14 protein-coding genes are annotated in these 16,687 nt (G+C 39.2%); 8 read left to right on the top strand and 6 right to left on the bottom strand.

What is annotated here, in order from left to right; all coding sequences use genetic code 11:
* The first annotated feature begins 69 nt into the window (after positions 1–69).
* The 3 genes from FZF08_RS10585 to FZF08_RS10595 are packed head-to-tail and all read left to right on the top strand — an operon-like array spanning position 70 to position 3,438.
* The gene (locus FZF08_RS10585) at positions 70–2,001 is read left to right on the top strand and encodes a gliding motility-associated C-terminal domain-containing protein (protein WP_159468614.1); all 1,932 of its coding nucleotides are present in this window, start codon (positions 70–72) and stop codon (positions 1,999–2,001) included.
* A 42-nt stretch (positions 2,002–2,043) separates the two neighbouring features.
* Entirely contained in the window at positions 2,044–2,391 is a 348-nt protein-coding gene (locus tag FZF08_RS10590) for a YbaB/EbfC family nucleoid-associated protein (protein ID WP_159468615.1), read from the top strand.
* 15 nt (positions 2,392–2,406) lie between these two features.
* Complete coding sequence (locus tag FZF08_RS10595; RefSeq protein ID WP_159468616.1) at positions 2,407–3,438, top strand: glycosyltransferase family 2 protein; 1,032 nt, start codon at positions 2,407–2,409, stop codon at positions 3,436–3,438.
* Here FZF08_RS10595 and FZF08_RS10600 read toward each other — a convergent pair.
* Positions 3,419–3,640 carry a PspC domain-containing protein gene (locus FZF08_RS10600; protein WP_159468617.1) on the bottom strand — a complete coding sequence of 74 codons (222 nt, stop codon included), beginning with the start codon at positions 3,638–3,640 and terminating at the stop codon, positions 3,419–3,421. The genes FZF08_RS10595 and FZF08_RS10600 overlap by 20 nt on opposite strands.
* A 350-nt stretch (positions 3,641–3,990) precedes the next feature.
* Here FZF08_RS10600 and FZF08_RS10605 point away from each other — a divergent pair, with 350 nt between their 5' ends.
* A complete protein-coding gene (locus FZF08_RS10605) occupies positions 3,991–4,185 on the top strand; it encodes a cold-shock protein (RefSeq protein WP_149241463.1) in 195 nt (64 codons plus the stop codon).
* A gap of 76 nt (positions 4,186–4,261) precedes the next feature.
* On the opposite strand, the gene lysS is transcribed toward FZF08_RS10605, so the two are convergent.
* Positions 4,262–5,992, bottom strand: a complete 1,731-nt coding sequence (lysS, locus tag FZF08_RS10610; RefSeq protein WP_159468618.1) for a lysine--tRNA ligase — start codon at positions 5,990–5,992, stop codon at positions 4,262–4,264.
* Between the two features lie 273 nt (positions 5,993–6,265).
* Between lysS and FZF08_RS10615 the strand changes: the two genes are divergently transcribed.
* Entirely contained in the window at positions 6,266–8,770 is a 2,505-nt protein-coding gene (locus FZF08_RS10615) for an AsmA-like C-terminal region-containing protein (RefSeq protein WP_159468619.1), read from the top strand.
* Here FZF08_RS10615 and FZF08_RS10620 read toward each other — a convergent pair whose 3' ends face one another.
* On the bottom strand, positions 8,771–9,481 hold the full coding sequence (locus FZF08_RS10620; RefSeq protein ID WP_159468620.1) for a response regulator transcription factor: 711 nt from the start codon (positions 9,479–9,481) through the stop codon (positions 8,771–8,773).
* An 89-nt stretch (positions 9,482–9,570) separates the two neighbouring features.
* A complete protein-coding gene (locus tag FZF08_RS10625; protein ID WP_159468621.1) occupies positions 9,571–10,410 on the bottom strand; it encodes a hypothetical protein in 840 nt (279 codons plus the stop codon).
* On the opposite strand from FZF08_RS10625, the gene FZF08_RS10630 reads away from it, so the two are divergent.
* On the top strand, positions 10,409–11,629 hold the full coding sequence (locus tag FZF08_RS10630; RefSeq protein WP_159468622.1) for an AI-2E family transporter: 1,221 nt from the start codon (positions 10,409–10,411) through the stop codon (positions 11,627–11,629). The genes FZF08_RS10625 and FZF08_RS10630 overlap by 2 nt on opposite strands.
* Positions 11,630–11,671: 42 nt before the next feature.
* Here FZF08_RS10630 and FZF08_RS10635 read toward each other — a convergent pair whose 3' ends face one another.
* Complete coding sequence (locus FZF08_RS10635) at positions 11,672–12,148, bottom strand: gliding motility lipoprotein GldH (protein ID WP_159468623.1); 477 nt, start codon at positions 12,146–12,148, stop codon at positions 11,672–11,674.
* 54 nt (positions 12,149–12,202) lie between these two features.
* Positions 12,203–12,703, bottom strand: a complete 501-nt coding sequence (locus tag FZF08_RS10640; RefSeq protein ID WP_159468624.1) for a hypothetical protein — start codon at positions 12,701–12,703, stop codon at positions 12,203–12,205.
* A gap of 236 nt (positions 12,704–12,939) precedes the next feature.
* Between FZF08_RS10640 and FZF08_RS10645 the strand changes: the two genes are divergently transcribed.
* Positions 12,940–13,734, top strand: coding sequence for a sugar phosphate isomerase/epimerase (locus tag FZF08_RS10645; protein WP_229216487.1), 795 nt, complete (start codon positions 12,940–12,942; stop codon positions 13,732–13,734).
* 33 nt (positions 13,735–13,767) lie between these two features.
* Complete coding sequence (locus tag FZF08_RS10650; RefSeq protein ID WP_159468626.1) at positions 13,768–16,680, top strand: PVC-type heme-binding CxxCH protein; 2,913 nt, start codon at positions 13,768–13,770, stop codon at positions 16,678–16,680.
* Positions 16,681–16,687: the final 7 nt, after the last annotated feature.

The following is a 16,687-nucleotide window of genomic DNA, read 5'->3' on the forward strand; positions in this document are numbered from 1 at the left end:
TTTGAATTCCTGGACTGAATTCAATTTTATAACTTTTTTAGTCTAAAACCACTTCTATTATACACACATATGAAAAAAATATTATCTCTAATATTTCTCTCATGCCTTTTTATTTGTCATGTTTTTGATATCAACGGTCAAGGCTTATGTGACAATGGAGGCGGAGGATTTGAGCTGGATAAATATGAAGGTTGCTCACCGCTTACTGTAAAAATTAAGAATACAGTTCCTAATTCTTTTAGTGTTGGATATGATGTAAACTACGATGGGCAATCGCAAACACCATTATTGGCTCAGGGTCTGACATCTTCTATTTTTTATTATCCTGGTGACTATACTATTTTACAAGGTGGAAGTGTTTCTACGGGTCCAATTTATGCATGTAAAAAAATAAAAGTTTACGATAGCAGATATCCAAACGTGCAATACACAGCCTGTGGGGGTGGTAAGATCAAACTTTTATTTACTGACGATGTCATCTTGCAGTCCTATGACAGAATTGAAGTAAATTGGGGAGATAATAGCAGCGACATTAGGATTAAAGGTGCTTCGTTGGAGTTGGAACATGATTATGCAAGTATAACAACCACCCCTGTTGTTAAAATAAAAGGAATTTATAATTCAAATTCGTCATGCCCGGAAGGAGGTGAGTTGCCGATAAGTATTATTTTCCAACAACCACTTTTGAAAAATATTCAGATCAAAAGTATTCAGATGAATGGCAATGGGAGTATGGATGTAACGTACGAAGGAGTGGCATCCATTTCTACCAATATTTCAACAAGCAGCGATGGCGGTACTAATTACACAATTGGCGGAACCAGAACATCTGGTGGTACGCAGTCTTACAGAATTGCAAATCTAAATATTGGACAGGTTTATCTTGTGAAACTTGCCTCCAAAGATTTGTGTGGAGGACAGCAGGATAGCGAGATAGGCACTAGTATGTCTTTAAAAGGTGTTTCATCAAATGAAAAAAATGCTTTAACATGGAATGAATATCCTAACGCTGACGACTTTCAGGAGTATCAGCTTATGCGGGATGGGACGGTGTTGAAATCTTTTACTGATATCAAAACAACGTCGTTCAGTGACGATGACGTGGAATGTGGAGATAATTTCGAATATTCAATTACTGCTGTAACCAAAAATATTCAATCAGTTTCAGCACCTATCATTGTTAAAACCTCCACCTCTGCTCCACAAGCATTGCAGAATTTGTCAGTAACCGTCCACGGAGATGACCAGATTCAGCTGAATGCACTGGTGCCTGGCGCAAGCTCTAAAAGTAATTATGAATTATTGGTGCAAAGGTCGGAGGGGTTGGGAGGTCCTTTTAAGAAAGTAACTACACTATACAATGAAATAACATACCAGGATTTTGATGTAAATGCTAACCAAAACTCTTATTGCTACCGCGTAATGTATCAAAATGGCTGCGGACAAAAGGCTCCTATGTCTGAGCCGGTTTGCTCTATTTTACTTCAAAATACGATTTCAGCTTTCTCCTGGTCGTCGGAAAAACCGTTTACTGATGAAATTAAGTCTTACAAAATGATCCAAATTGGATCAACAGGCTCCCGTGTAGAAACTGATTTGAAACTTCAATTGTCGTTTTCTTCTCAATTTACTGAAAAAAGTGATCCTGCCTATACATTCCAGATCGTAGCGGATTCTAAAACAGGAAACTTTCAAAGCTTTTCCAATGTCATAAATTATAAAAAAGACGCAGACATTTTTGTGCCGACAGCCTTTTCGCCAAATGAAGATGGAATAAATGATATTTTTGAAGTGAAAGTTTCCATGTATAAATCTTTTAAAATGTCTGTTTTAAATCGTTGGGGAGAAGTAATTTTTCATTCCAATGATATAACAAAAGGCTGGGACGGGATGTTTAAAGGTGAAATTGCGGCAGTCGGATCATACATTTATGATATCGAAATTGTTAATAATATTGATCAAACCGTTAAAAAAAACGGTACTTTTGTGCTCTTGAAATAATGAGAGACATGGTTTAATACATCATTAAGATATAGAATAGATATGTTTGGAAATATGGCAGACATGATGGGGATGATGGGGAAAATGAAAGACCTTCAATCCAAAATGAAAGAAGCTCAGGATCAGCTGGCTGGTATTATTGAATCTGCGGAATCGGGCGGAGGAATGGTACGTGCAACCGTAAACGGACAAAAAACGCTGATTGGGCTGGAAATTGATAAGGACCTTATTAATCCTGACGATAAAGAAATGCTTCAGGACTTAGTTGTTGCTGCTGTAAATAAAGCGTTTGAAAATCTCGAACCAAAAATTAAGGAACATTTGGCAAAAGCAACCGAAGGAGTTCTTCCCAATATTCCGGGATTGGATTTAGGGGGATTCATGAAATAACGTCCACCGATTAGAATGACTCCAATTGTTGCAATTGTTATCCTGAATTATAACGGCAGGCATTACCTTGAAAAATTTCTTCCGACAGTTTTAAATCATTCTGAGGGTTATGAAATCTGGGTAGCTGATAATGCATCCACAGACCAATCCCTGGAGTGGCTTGCAAATCAGTATCCTGCTGTAAGGACACTTTCTATTTCTGAGAATAAAGGGTATGCAGGAGGTTATAATTTTGCATTAAACCAGATTGATGCGGAATATTATGTGTTATTAAATTCTGATATAGAAGTAACTCCGGGCTGGATTGAGCCCGTTGTCGCTTTTATGGAAACGGATGTAAACATTGCAGCCTGTCAACCGAAAATAAGGGCGTACGATCTCCGCACACATTTTGAATATGCCGGAGCTGCGGGAGGTTACATGGATTATCTCGGCTATCCTTTTTGCCGTGGGCGCATATTTGATACACGGGAAGAAGATCTTGGGCAATATGATGATGAGATTGATGTTTTTTGGGCGACAGGAGCCTGTCTTTTTATTAGGTCAGATGCTTTTCATAAAGCGAATGGTTTTGACGAGCGCTTTTTTGCACATATGGAAGAAATTGATCTCTGCTGGCGTTTACTGAACATGGGTTATAGGATCACATTCAGTGGAAAATCATTGGTTTACCACGTCGGAGGTGGTACGCTTCACAAATCTAATCCACAAAAAACATTTTTGAATTACAGGAATAACCTGATCATGCTTTTCAAAAATCTTCCGGTAGGCAGGCGGAAGAAAACATTATTTTTCAGATTAATATTGGATGGTATTTCCAGCGCACGCTTTGTAGCCTCAGGTGCCTGGCCTGACGTCTTTGCTATCATCAGAGCGCATTTTGCATTTTATGCATTGGTACCGCAATTGATAAAAGAGAAAAAGCAGACAACTTATCGTGCTCCGCTCTATTACAGAAGTATTGTCTGGGAATATTTTCTTTTAGGAAAACACCGTTTTTCAGAGCTGACAGGAATTACATTTCCTACTAAAGCTCCCAAATTGTAGGCGTATTGTGTTTTCGCCAATTTTGACGCATTTCCATCCAGAACGCCAGCACCAGATACAAAATAATCGGTGAGCCGAAAGTCATAAAAGTGGCGTAAATGAAGTAACGGCGGATACTACTAGCCGGGAAATTGAGTTTTTCACCCATTCTTGCACAAACTCCAAATATCTGATTCTCTACAAAATAACGAAGACGATTCATAGTAACTTTTGGAATAATTAGCTCATAACTAGCAATTTTCTTTGCAATATACAAAGATATAGGAATTTTACCGGATCACGATTGATTAGAATTTGACCGTTAACTTGGAAATTTTCAAATTCTTGGTACAAATAAATTGTTTTCCGAACAATTTTTGTTTCTTTGTGATTAGAGAAATTGTAAATACTACATTATTATTGGGAAGCCCCGGTAAAAATATCCAAAATTTATTCTGTCAATCCTTTGAGCCTCCCTCAATAATTTGGCAAAATAGCCTGAAAGATTACTAATGGAGGGTTTGCAATTCTTGATGTATTTTCAACTTATTTCATTTTTTTATTTCCACTATTATGCCAACAGGTACTGTAAAATTTTTCAATGAAGCTAAGGGATACGGCTTCATCGTTGAAGACGACACAAACAGAGACATCTTTGTTCACGTGACAGGATTGGGAGGACTTACTATCCGTGAAAACGACCAAGTTGAATACGAAGTCGTTGAAGGAAAAAAAGGACTAAACGCTGTACAAGTTAAAAAATTATAGATTTTTTCTTGCTTGTCAGAACAAAAAAATACCGCAGTGATAAGTTGCGGTATTTTTGTTTATAGCGATGTAAAATTTAAATAATAGGATTAAGATCTACCCAAGTTTCCACATCCTGAAGTGTAGGCATTTTTTCGTCAATCTTCAATTTTTTACGCATTCCTCCCAAATCATTAAATATTTTATTCGGGTTTGAAGCTTTCAATTGTTCAATTGTCAGGATATTCATTTTTTGCAAAGCCGGAATCCATACGGCCGGAACGTTAGCTGCAACGTAATCTGCTTCTTTTGCCATTTCCTGTTTTTTCTCAGGACGCATATGCGGGAAGAAAAGAACCTCCTGAATGCTAGCATTATTTGTCAGAAGCATCGTTAAACGGTCAATACCAATTCCAATTCCGGATGTTGGCGGCATTCCATATTCAAGCGAACGAAGGAAATCTTCATCCATTTCCATGGCTTCATCATCTCCGCGTTCTTTCAGTTTCAACTGATCTTCAAAGCGTTCCCGCTGTTCGATCGGGTCATTTAGCTCTGAATAGGCGTTAGCGATTTCTCTACCGTTCACGAATAATTCAAAACGCTCAACCATTCCTGGTTTTTCACGGTGTTTTTTTGTCAAGGGTGACATTTCAACCGGATGATCAGTAATGAAAGTTGGCTGAATGATAAATTCTTCTACTTTTTCGCCAAAGATTTCATCGATCAGTTTTCCTTTGCCCATGCTTTCGTTCACATCCATACCCCACGCACGGCATTGTTCACGGATAGCAACCTCGTCTAATGCATCAACGTTCAAGCCTGTATGTTGATGAATAGCGTCCGTGATGCTTAATCTTTGGTAAGGTCCTGCAAAATCCAGTTCAACATCACCGAACATAGCTTTCGTAGTTCCATTGGTAGCAATTGCAACTTGTTCCAAAACCTGCTCAGTCATACGCATCATCCACAAGTAATCTTTGTACGCAACATATAACTCAACAGTTGTAAATTCTGGATTGTGCGTGCGGTCCATTCCTTCATTCCGGAACAACTTTCCGAATTCATACACACCTTCAAATCCACCAACAATCAATCTTTTCAGGTGAAGCTCGGTAGCGATACGAAGGAAAAGGTCTGTATCAAGCGCATTATGATGTGTTTCAAATGGACGCGCTGCTGCACCTCCATGAATGGTTTGCAAAACAGGGGTTTCAACTTCCAGCCATCCTTTTGAATCAAAATAGGAACGCATCGTTGTGATGATCCTCGCTCGTTTGATAAAAATATCCCGTACTTCCGGATTTACGATCAAATCCACATACCGCTGACGGTAACGCAATTCCGGATCTGTAAATCCATCGTGAATTTTACCGTCTTCATCACGTTTTACAACGGGTAAAGGACGTAGCGATTTATTTAAAATCTTGAATTCCTGGACATGAATAGAGATTTCGCCGGTTTGAGTAGTAAATACAAAACCCTGAACGCCAATAATATCACCAATATCAAGCAGTTTTTTAAATACCGTATTGTATAACGTCTTATCTTCTCCCGGACAAAGATCATCGCGGCGGAAATACAACTGAATTCGGCCTGTACTATCCTGCATTTCTGCAAAAGCAGCGCTTCCCATAATCCGGAAACCCATTAAGCGACCCGCAATTGTGACGTTCTTATAATCTATCTTATTGTTCTCGTAATTCTTTGTTATATCAGCAGCAGTGACATTTACTACAAATTCCTCAGCAGGATATGGTTCAATTCCCATCCTGATTAATTCCTCGCGCTTTTGGCGGCGCAATATTTCCTGTTCGCTCAGTAGCATTTTTTATAACTATATTAATGAAAATGATAACTCTTTGAGTTGCAAAAGAGTGCGCAAAATTAGCATTTTTTGCCGTTAATACCGAAGTTGTGCAGAGTAAGATCAAGAGCAAGGTCAAAAAAAAGAAATAATTGCTGGCATATTATTTGCATTAGACTAATTCATGGCGAATGATCTGATCTGAAAGTAATTTCTCCGTGATTATTGGAATGTGATTTGTAGTCGTTCTGATATAAAACAGTTACTTTTATTGTTACACATAGAAAACCCTCAATGTTTCAAAAGATATTAAAAGGTATAGCAATTTTTGCACTTTTCATTGGTCTGCTGGTTGCAGGAGTGGAGCTTTGGTTTTATAAAAATCAGGCAGAGATTTTTGTAAAAGTAAAGGCTGCTGTGAATGATGAAATTAATGGGAGTCTGGAAATTGAAGGTTTCAGATTTCGGCCATTTCAGGATGGTTTTGGATTTAATTTCACGCTTTATAACGTCGTACTAAGAGATAGCCTCTATAATCAACACAAAACAGATCTTCTTAATGCTAAACTCATCCATGTTGCGCTTGATTTCGGAAGTTTTTACAAAGGCGTTATCCGGCTTCAGAATCTGGTAATCCAGGATGGTAATGCTACGCTGTTTGTTAGAAAAGATGGATATACCAACCTATCGCTTTTTGGGGCAAAAAAAACGAAAACCAAAAACAAAGGTGGGAAGGGAGAGCAGCTTATAGACAAACTGGGACGAATCCACTTATACAACTTTGGCTTTCATTTTGCGGATTCTACAACAGGCAAAAAATTTGGCGCGGTTTTTCGTGATGTTACCAACCGCGTTAGTCATTCGGATTCGTCATGGAATGCCAATATTAATGGTCCCATATTTTTTGAAGGACTTACTTTCAAACCAGAAAAAGGTGGTTTTCTGATCAATCAGGAAACTTTCGCAAATTTATCCTTATCATACAATCAACGTAAAAAACACCTTTACATACGTCCCTCTTCAGAACTTCGGGTTGCTTCACAGGATATTATTGATATCAAAGGATTGTTTGACCTGTCTGAAAAACCGGCCCATTTTAACCTCGGTTTTGGAGCCCGGAAAATTCAGATAAGCTCTGCCCTTAAACTACTTCCAAAAAAAATTGCAGGTACCCTTGATTCAATAGGAGTAAAAACAAGAGTAAATACACGGGTAAGTGTTGAAGGTATTTTCTCACATGAACCGCCCGCAGTGCATGTAGTTTTTGAAACAGATACTTTCCAATATCAGCTTCCGATAGGTATCCTGCGCGATATGAAGGCGAAAGGGGTATATACAAACCAGGCAGATAAAACAAAACCTCCCGGATTGCTCAATACTCAGGTTAATGTGCCGGGTGTAAAAGGTCTATTCGAAACGTTACCATTTAACTTTGATCTGAAGATCGATAACATTACGGATCCAATAGCACTTATTCGAGGAAAGGTGAAAGCAGATTCGGCAACGGTGAACGGGCTTCTGGATCCTAAAAGATACGTAGTCAGAGGTGGAGAGGCTTATATTCAGATTCACTATGATGGAAGTCTGCGCAATTTTTATAACCCCAAAACAGATCAGTTTAACGGTAAACTGGTTGGGAGGTTAAATCTTGATAATCTGGCTCTTGATTATGTTCCAAGAGAGGTTCATTTATCAAAAGTGAATGGTGATATTTATTTTGACGAAAAAGATTTTTTATTACCCGCGCTTAATATGAACGACGGGCATAATGCCATGTACGTAAAAGGCGGAATCACCAATCTGATTCCCTATCTGTTTGGATCGCCAAGGATTTTGAAAGCATCGGTTGATATGAACATTCCAAACTGGAAAATGAACTGGATGGAAGTTTTTGTAGGAAAAAGAAATGTGAGTAAAAAAACGAACAAGAAAAAGTTAAAACTTTCGGATCTGCTTGATAATGTTATAGATCAGATGGAAATAGATGCAAGACTTCAGTCCAAACACATGGTTTATCACCATTTCTCTGCTGATAATATGAAAGGATTGGTCACCGTCAAAAATAACATCGTTACGCTCAATAACTTTTCAATGAACGCTTTTGGTGGCGGAGTGAAAATTTCCGGCTCAATTAACAACCCATATTCAACAGAGCCGCCAAAAGTGCAGATTAAGGGAAATATTTCCAATGCGGATGTGCATTCAGTGTTTTATTCTTTCAATAATTTTGGACAGAAAGCAGTTACACATTTGAATTTGAAAGGAAAGCTGAATACAGAATTCAATTTTTCTGCCAACCTTAAAAATGATGTGACGATCATACCAAAAAGTATGAAAGGGGAAGTTAAGCTGAACCTTGAACGTGGTCAGGTCAATAATTTTGAGCCATTTTTGAAAATGAAAAAACTGATCTTTAAAAATAGAAATCTGGAACGGGTACGATTTTCTCCAATAAGAAATGACCTTGTTTTGAATGGAGAAGAAATCATTATCAAACCGATGGAAATAGAATCGAATGTGATGACTTTGTTTCTGGAAGGGATTTATAGTTTTGGGAATAAAACGGATATCAGTATTGAAATACCGTTAAGAAATCTGAGCCGTCGCGATTCGACGTATCAGCTTAATCCTCACGACCCGAAGAATAAAAAAGGATCAAGAATATATCTTCGGGCCGTTGATGAAAATGGTCAGGTCAATTTAAAACTTGCTTTCAGGAAAAAGAAACCAAAAAGCGAAGAAGAAAAAGACGATAAGGATAATGAGGAAGACAAAAAAGATGAAAAAGTAAAGGACTGATTATTCTGCTTCGTCTGTAAACATGTAACCTACGCCTTTTAGTGTTTTAATATAACGATCGCCTAATTTTTCGCGTAGTTTACGGATATGCACGTCAACGGTGCGTTCCAGAACATAGATATCTGCGCCCCAGATTTTTTGCAATAACTCGTCGCGGCTGAAAACTTTGTTGGGTGTTTGGGCAAGGAAAAACAAAAGTTCAAATTCCTTTTTTGGTAATACAATCGATTTGTCCTGGCCCTGCGTTACGGTATAATTTTTCCGGTTAATCACCAAATCAAGCACTTCAATCTGATCGCCCGAATCTGCTTTTTGCGCTTCCCGGCGGAACAAAGCATTGATCCTGCTCATCAATGCACGAGGCTTTATCGGTTTCGTTATGTAATCATCCGCGCCAACCTCAAAAGCGGCCACTTCAGAATATTCTTCTGATCGGGCTGTTAAAAATAAAATGTACGTATGTTTAATATCCGGATTCTGGCGTAAAATTCTTCCCGTTTCAATACCGTCCAGCTGCGGCATCATGATATCCAAAAGGATCAGGTCAGGAATAAAAGTTTTTGCCGTTTCTATGGCTTTTCTGCCATTGGAGGCTGTTTGGACGGAATATCCTTCCTTAACAAGATTGTATTCCAGAAGCTCTACTATGTCTGAATCGTCGTCAACTACTAATACCTTCGGTGCTGAGTGGGTTGCTTTTGCACTGCTCATGTGATGTTTCGGGGTTAAATCCAATTCGAAATTAGCTGTTGTGATTTTGACATTATCTACTTTATTGCATTGTTAACATAAATATAACATCAGCGGTAAGTAATACGGAAAAATTCCTGCTGTTCATTCGTAACGATCATATCGGTATTGTTGACAAACATTAAAGCCTCTGCCTGCTTCCTGACAAACTTAAAACAGCCCATAGGTTTTTTAAAATTGATCTCATTATTTTCAACACCAAATAAAAGTATTTTTCCATAGGTCAGCAGTGCAAATATTTTCCCATCGGGGCTGATATCCGCTGAGGTAACCGGTGTATCAATTTGAATACTGTCAAAAGGAGTAATCGTATAATTGCCCTTCTGAGCAGGAAGCTGATATAATCTTACGTATTTATTGGTACGGCTCCAATTTTTTGAGAATAGAAAAAGATTTTCGTTGTGGTATAACATGGCCTCACAGTCATAATTAAAGTTTTCTTGTGAAGGCGGGAATTGTTTCTGGTCGGCGTAGTTGAAAGTGATCTTTTCTGTTGTTGAATCTCCGGGAGCAACTTTGTAGACCGTCAGCTGACGTTTTGTGTTGTCATTATTTCCAAAATCACCGATATAAATCGTCCCATTGTTATCCTCTGCAAGATCTTCCCAATCTGAATTTTTTGCGTCAGGAACAGGTTTTGTAGACAAAAGCTTGCCCTGGAAATCAATTTCATACAACTCAGGTTTTCCACCGCTATCGTTGTGCGTCCAGAATGCATTTTTGTTCTGGCTTTTGGCTATGCCAGAGCTTTCATTGGCCTGAACAGGTAGTTTGCCAATTTTGGTAAAAGTATAATGGGAATATATTTTGTCAAAACCATTAGCTTTATCCGGATTACAGGTGGAAAAAACAGTTTTTGCAGCAAATAACAGATAATATAACTTATTCATGAATCGTCCTTTACAATCACTTAAAAACAAAGATAAAGAAACACCTGCTTACCTGAAGCTTGTAAGTATACTTGTGGCAATAATCTCAGGAGTTTATATTCTCTTTGTTTTAAGAGAAACGTTGATTCCTCTAGCATTTTCAGTTTTGCTTGCCATTCTTTTACACCCGGTTTGTGTTTGGCTTGAAAACCGCCGAGTTCCGCGGATCGCAGCTATTCTGCTGAGTATTCTGGTCCTGATTATTGTTATTTCCATATTGTTGTACGTGGTCACCTTACAAATTGGCAGTTTTGCCGAAGAATTGCCAAGAATCACTGAAAAAGCCGAAATCATTCTTGACCAGACCCTGACCATGGGTGAGCGGTATCTTAGCCTTAGCCGTAGCCAGCAAGTTACAGAGGCGAAAAAATATTTGGTCGATATGCTGACCGAAGGACGAGCTTTTTTGTTGAATACTCTGGTAACGACAACCGGTGCTATTTCGACTTTTATTTTACTTCCGCTTTATGTTTTTTTTTTCCTGCTTTACAGGGATTTTTTTAGAAGATTTTTTTACAAAGCCATCGTCAGCGTTCCGAATGAAGATCTGAATGCTTTGTTAAAAAGAATTTATGGGGTAATCCAAAGTTATCTTTCCGGTTTATTTTTGGTCATTATTATAGTCGGCGTTTTAAACAGTATCGGACTGTTAATTTTGGGCGTTCCACACGCTATTTTCTTCGGATTTCTGGCAGGATTTCTAATTTTGATTCCCTATATCGGTATTTTAATCGGCTCCTTATTTCCGGCTTTGCTGAGTATTGTCACCATGGATTCTTACTGGTATGCAGTTGGAGTTATCGGCGTCATGAGTTTTGTTCAATTTCTGGAAGGAAATTTCATTACACCTAATATTGTCGGATCCAAAGTAAGTGTAAACCCGATGGCTGCTATCGTAGCTTTATTTCTTGGCGGACAACTTTGGGGATTGTCCGGATTAATTCTGGCATTGCCAGTTACTGCGATTTTGAAAGTTATTCTGGATACCATTCCAAGTCTGGAACCTTACGGATTTTTATTAGGCGAGCCTGTTCACGAAGTGGAAGAAGATAAGGCCGAAGAGTTGCAAAAGATTGTTGAAGAAAAAGAAATCAAGAAAAAACGCTACCGGAATTATAGGAACCGTCCCCGAAAAAAGGTGGAAGGGGAACCGGGCAATCAACCAAATCTAAATAGTTGAAAAAAAAGATTAGGATTCCCTTTACCGGAGAATCCTAATCTTTTACTTCTCAGCTTTTTCAACACTAATTCCTATTCCCATCACGAAGGGCAACGGATTTTGCCGCATCGACTGAGAAAGTGTAAAGGTATAAGTACCCGAACGCGGGAATTTATAATTTGTCAGAAAAGGAATTTTATGATCAAATAAATCACCCAAACCTTTCCCAAATGGTTTTCCTGTTATTTCATTGGAAATAAAAACCTCTTGTAATGTTGTTGACATCAAGGTGTTGTCGGGTCCGGTGATTTTTCTTGTCAGGTATAAATTATAGTAAGGATACTGCAACGTATTTCGTACCAGGTAAAATACATTATAAAGTTGCATACTATCTTTAATTTCAACCTTGAAAGAAGGCGTGTTTTTGATAAACCACTGGCCGTCGTCAATGTCCTCGTATGCTTTGTAAACAACATTTTTGTCACAGCTTGTTAATAAAATCGTAAAACAAAGAGTAGCAACCAGTCCAAAAGTTTTCATGCAGGTATCAGTAAGTAGTGTGCAAAGCTAAGTCGCCGGGTAAACCTTTCAAAACTAGGAAGCGGTTTGCGTGGAAAAATAACGACTAAGCCATGAACTGGATGCTGGGATTTTCCACCGTTTCATCCATTGCGCCTTCGTAGTAACCTGATTATCAAAAATAGTGGTATAAGGCGTGATGATCTGCTCTGTAACTGCCAGTTTTATTTTTGGAACCGGAATCGTTTCAACATTATTGTTATCGTCCAGATAGGCCAGAGAGCGGTCAAAGAAATCAATATTCAAACGACTTCCTATTTCCTGTAGCCAGTGAACCGATTTGTCAATAGAGCAGCCGCTTGGCAATTCTTTCGTTTCATCAACAGCAATCACCACAAAACGATGTTCAAAAATTTTCCCTGACGCCGTGAGCGGATGTCCGTGCGCTTCCCAGTTTTCCAAAGCAGCTTTCAAAGTCTCGGTAAGAATGCCAACTTCTTCGTCTGTAAATTTCCGGTTCGCCTGATAAATCCAGACGCGGGCTGATAAATCTATTTCACTAAAAGGGATATACATGGTGATATGATTAGTAAATTATGTAATCTGTTGATGTCGTACCAATTAAAACAAGTCCTTGAAAAACTAAGTTCGCAATTCTGAATTCAGTTATTTTCTATTCTAAATCAGGTTAACGAGATTTCTCCAACAGTATAATACAAAGTTTCTTTCTTTTTTTAGAAAAGCAAATAAATAAGATGAACCGGCGGCAAGCGATTAAGAAATCTGCATTATTGTTCGGAACTGTTGCGGGCATGAAAACATTTCCGGCAACAAAATCGGCTTTTCAGCTTGGTGCCTGCGACTGGTCTCTGGGCCAAACATTATCTCCTGATGCTTTTGATATCGCAAAAAAAATTGGCCTGCAAGGTGTGCAGGTTAGTTACAACACAAGTAAGGAACCATCCGGTTTATCTGATCCAAAAACGCTGGAAATAATCCGGCAGGCTTCAAAAAATACAGGAATAAAAATATCAAGTCTCGCCATTGGTGAATTAAACCGTGTTCCTTATAAATCGGATCCAAGAACAGAAGATTGGGTTTTGAAAAGTATTGATGCAGCAAAAGAGTTGGGTGCCAAAGTAATATTACTTGCCTTCTTTTCGGAGGGTGATTTAAGAAATGATATTCCGGGACAAAAAGCGGTTATTGAAAAATTGAAAAAAGCAGCACCTTATGCTGAGAAATCAGGAATTACACTTGGAATAGAATCCTACTTAACGGCTCAGGAACATATCAATATCATGGAGCAGGTTGGATCAAAATCCGTGAAAGTTTATTACGATTTCCGAAATGCGACAGATGCCGGAAATGATGTTTTCAACGAACTAAAATTGCTTGGAAAAGACCGGATTTGTGAACTCCACATGAAAGAAAATGGGCAAAGACTGGGCGAAGGAACGCTGAACTGGCCGGAAATTGCAAAAGCGGTAAAGGATATTGGTTACGAAGGCTGGATGCAGCTGGAATGGGCGAGCCCGAAAGATGTGGATATCGTTGGCTGTTATCAACATAACAAGGAGTACTTAAGTAAGTTATTTGCGTATTGATAAAAAGAATCAAAAGAATTTTCCCGCCTGAATATGCGCCCAACATTGATTTCTCTTACCTTTTCGGGACTTCTGTTAAGTCTGTTTTTATTATTTTCAACGGATAAAAATTCTATTGATTATACTTTGATGAAACCTGAAAATAATCCGGGAACGCCGGCTTTGGCAGGTGATACTTCAAGACTTTACACTCCGGATGATCTGGAAGCAAAGCTTTGGGCGGAAGCACCTATGTTCAATAATCCAACAAATATGGATGTGGATGCGAAGGGGAGAATCTGGATTACAGAGGCAGTTAATTACCGCGATTTCAATACAAAACCTGCTGAAAGATTATCCCACAAACAAAAAGGTGACCGGGTGATGATCCTGGAAGACACAGATGGCGACGGAAAAGCGGATAACTCAAAAGTTTTTGTCGAGGATTCCCTGTTAACTGCGCCTTTGGGAATTGCGGTGGTTGGTAACAAAGTCATTGTTTCCTGTGCGCCGAATTTGTTGATTTATACAGATGACAACGGTGATGACAAACCAGACAGACGGGAGGTTTTCCTGACTGGTTTTGGTGGTTTTGATCACGATCATTCCCTGCATTCCCTGGTTGTTGGTCCGGATGGTTTGTGGTATTTCAATACCGGAAATGCCGGTCCGCATATTGTCAAAGATAAAAGTGGCTGGATGCTGAGAAGTGGAAGTTTGTATACAGGAGGAACGCCTTATAACCTGAAAAATGAAGGAAATGTGAAATCTGACGACGGGCGGATTTGGGTAGGAGGGCTGGCTTTACGAATTAATCCTGACGGAACAGGTTTGAAAGTAGTCGGTCATAATTTCCGCAATAGTTATGAAGTCTGCATGGACAGCTATGGAAACCGCTGGCAGAATGATAATGATGATCAGGTGATTACCTGCCGGACTTCTTACTTGCCGGAATATGGCAATGCAGGTTATTTTTCTTCGGACGGAACAAGGTTCTGGCAAGCGGACCGTCGTCCCGGTCAGGATATTTTTACAGCGCACTGGCGTCAGGAAGATCCGGGTGTCATGCCGGCTGGTGATAATACGGGAGCGGGTTCGCCAACTGGAATTATGTTTTATGAAGGGGACGGTTTAGGCCCTCAATACAGGGGAATGTTACTAAGCTGCGAGGCAGGGAGAAATGTCATTTTTGCCTACAAACCGGAAAAAAATGGCGCAGGATTTGATTTGAAAAGAAAAGATCTGATCAGTTCTTTTTCACAAGCCTCAGAGAAATATGAATGGTTTGAAACGGATAATGATACCAGAAAATGGTTTCGCCCCTCAGATATTGTAGCGGGAACGGATGGTGCATTATACATCGCGGACTGGTACGACCCGATTGTGGGTGGTCATGCGATGAAAGATAAAAAGGGTTACGGCAGGATTTTTCGGATCACACCAAAAAATAAGAAAATTCCTGCTCCAAAACTTGATTTTACCACGACCGAAGGTTTGATTGAAGTATTAAAAAATCCAGCTGTAAACGTTCGGGCGGTTGCTTTTGATTTGTTGAAAAAGAAAGGCGATTCCGCTGTGGAACCTGTGAAATCACTTTTAAAATCTGAAAACCCATATCATGCGGCCAGGGCAATCTGGTTATTGGCACAGTTGGGAGAAAAAGGAAAAGCGGAAGTTGAAAAGTTATTGAAAAATCAAGATCCGGCTCTGCGATTGAATGCTTATCGTGCATTGAGAGCTACAAATTTAACTATTTTACCATATGCGGAACAATTAGCAGCAGATCCGGACGCAGCAATTCAGGCGGAAGTTGCTGTTTCTTTGAGAGATATTCCTTTTTCACAATTCAAAGGAATTATTCGTCAGCTTTTGAAACAATATGACGGGAAAGATCCATGGTTGCTCGGTGCACTTGGAACGGCTTCTGAGCGTAAAGAAATGGAGGTTTATTCTTTGATCAAGGAAATTTACCCCGGAGATTCCAAATCCTGGAAAACGCCGGAGGCAAATCTTATCTGGCATTTGCATCCGGTTGCAGCGGTTGGTGATTTAAAACTAAGGTCCGAAGCTGCTAGTGTTTCTGAAACAGATCGCAAGAAAGCGGTGACGGCACTTGCTTTTATTCGTGATAAGAAAGCAGCCCTTGCAATGTTGGAATTATCAAAATCCAAACTTCAGGATGTTTCTTCAAATGCAATGTGGTGGCTGAATTTTAGACGAACTAATGATTGGGCGGATTTGCTGGATTGGAAGGTGTTTGAGATAAATACAGTTGCGCCGGTTAACCAGAAAATGCTGGCGTTAAAGAAAATCCTTTCAGATGATAAGCAACCTCTTACAAACAGAATCGCGTCGGCGAAAAAAATGGCGCAGGATCCTTCCGGCGGCGATATGCTGATTGAAATGAGAGTTCAGGGGAAACTTTCGGATACAATTGCTAAATCGGTCAGCGAGTTGATTTTTAAAAATCCAAGCCAGAATGTACGGACTGTGGGCAGTCAGTTTTTTTCAAGAAACGGAAAAGTAATGAAGGTTGATTTTATCAATCGCATGTCTGCAAATCCTGAAAATGGCAAGAAATTATTTATTACAAATTGTGCAGTTTGTCATCATCATGGAGAAGATGGAGGTGAAATAGGTCCTGATCTTACCAAGATTCATGAAAAATTTGATAAAACATCCTTGCTGGATGCGATCATAAACCCTTCGGCTAATATCGTTTTTGGCTATGAAGCCTATGTGGTCACCACTAAAAAGGGAGAATCTTACTTTGGGTTTTTATTAAGCGATGGGAATAATTTGGTACTGAAAGACGTATCGGGAGCGAAACATGTAGTTAAGCCGATGGATATCAAAAAACGCGAAAAACTGCCCAATTCATTAATGCCCGAACCTGTTAATTTAGGTTTGGATGAACAGGCGCTGGCAGATGTTACCGGTTATTTAATGAGCTTTCAAAAACAATAATCTTGAT

The sequence above is a fragment of the Dyadobacter sp. 3J3 genome, assembly GCF_009801115.1.
Taxonomy (GTDB): domain Bacteria; phylum Bacteroidota; class Bacteroidia; order Cytophagales; family Spirosomataceae; genus Dyadobacter.

Bases quoted from the DNA above. Each gene is read 5' to 3' on its own strand.
- FZF08_RS10585 (WP_159468614.1), top strand. From the start codon at position 70: ATGAAAAAAATATTATCTCTAATATTTCTCTCATGCCTTTTTATTTGT.
- FZF08_RS10590 (WP_159468615.1), top strand. From the start codon at position 2,044: ATGTTTGGAAATATGGCAGACATGATGGGGATGATGGGGAAAATGAAA.
- FZF08_RS10595 (WP_159468616.1), top strand. From the start codon at position 2,407: ATGACTCCAATTGTTGCAATTGTTATCCTGAATTATAACGGCAGGCAT.
- FZF08_RS10600 (WP_159468617.1), bottom strand. From the start codon at position 3,640: ATGAATCGTCTTCGTTATTTTGTAGAGAATCAGATATTTGGAGTTTGT.
- FZF08_RS10605 (WP_149241463.1), top strand. From the start codon at position 3,991: ATGCCAACAGGTACTGTAAAATTTTTCAATGAAGCTAAGGGATACGGC.
- lysS (WP_159468618.1), bottom strand. From the start codon at position 5,992: ATGCTACTGAGCGAACAGGAAATATTGCGCCGCCAAAAGCGCGAGGAA.
- FZF08_RS10615 (WP_159468619.1), top strand. From the start codon at position 6,266: ATGTTTCAAAAGATATTAAAAGGTATAGCAATTTTTGCACTTTTCATT.
- FZF08_RS10620 (WP_159468620.1), bottom strand. From the start codon at position 9,481: ATGAGCAGTGCAAAAGCAACCCACTCAGCACCGAAGGTATTAGTAGTT.
- FZF08_RS10630 (WP_159468622.1), top strand. From the start codon at position 10,409: ATGAATCGTCCTTTACAATCACTTAAAAACAAAGATAAAGAAACACCT.
- FZF08_RS10625 (WP_159468621.1), bottom strand. From the start codon at position 10,410: ATGAATAAGTTATATTATCTGTTATTTGCTGCAAAAACTGTTTTTTCC.
- FZF08_RS10635 (WP_159468623.1), bottom strand. From the start codon at position 12,148: ATGAAAACTTTTGGACTGGTTGCTACTCTTTGTTTTACGATTTTATTA.
- FZF08_RS10640 (WP_159468624.1), bottom strand. From the start codon at position 12,703: ATGTATATCCCTTTTAGTGAAATAGATTTATCAGCCCGCGTCTGGATT.
- FZF08_RS10645 (WP_229216487.1), top strand. From the start codon at position 12,940: ATGAAAACATTTCCGGCAACAAAATCGGCTTTTCAGCTTGGTGCCTGC.
- FZF08_RS10650 (WP_159468626.1), top strand. From the start codon at position 13,768: ATGCGCCCAACATTGATTTCTCTTACCTTTTCGGGACTTCTGTTAAGT.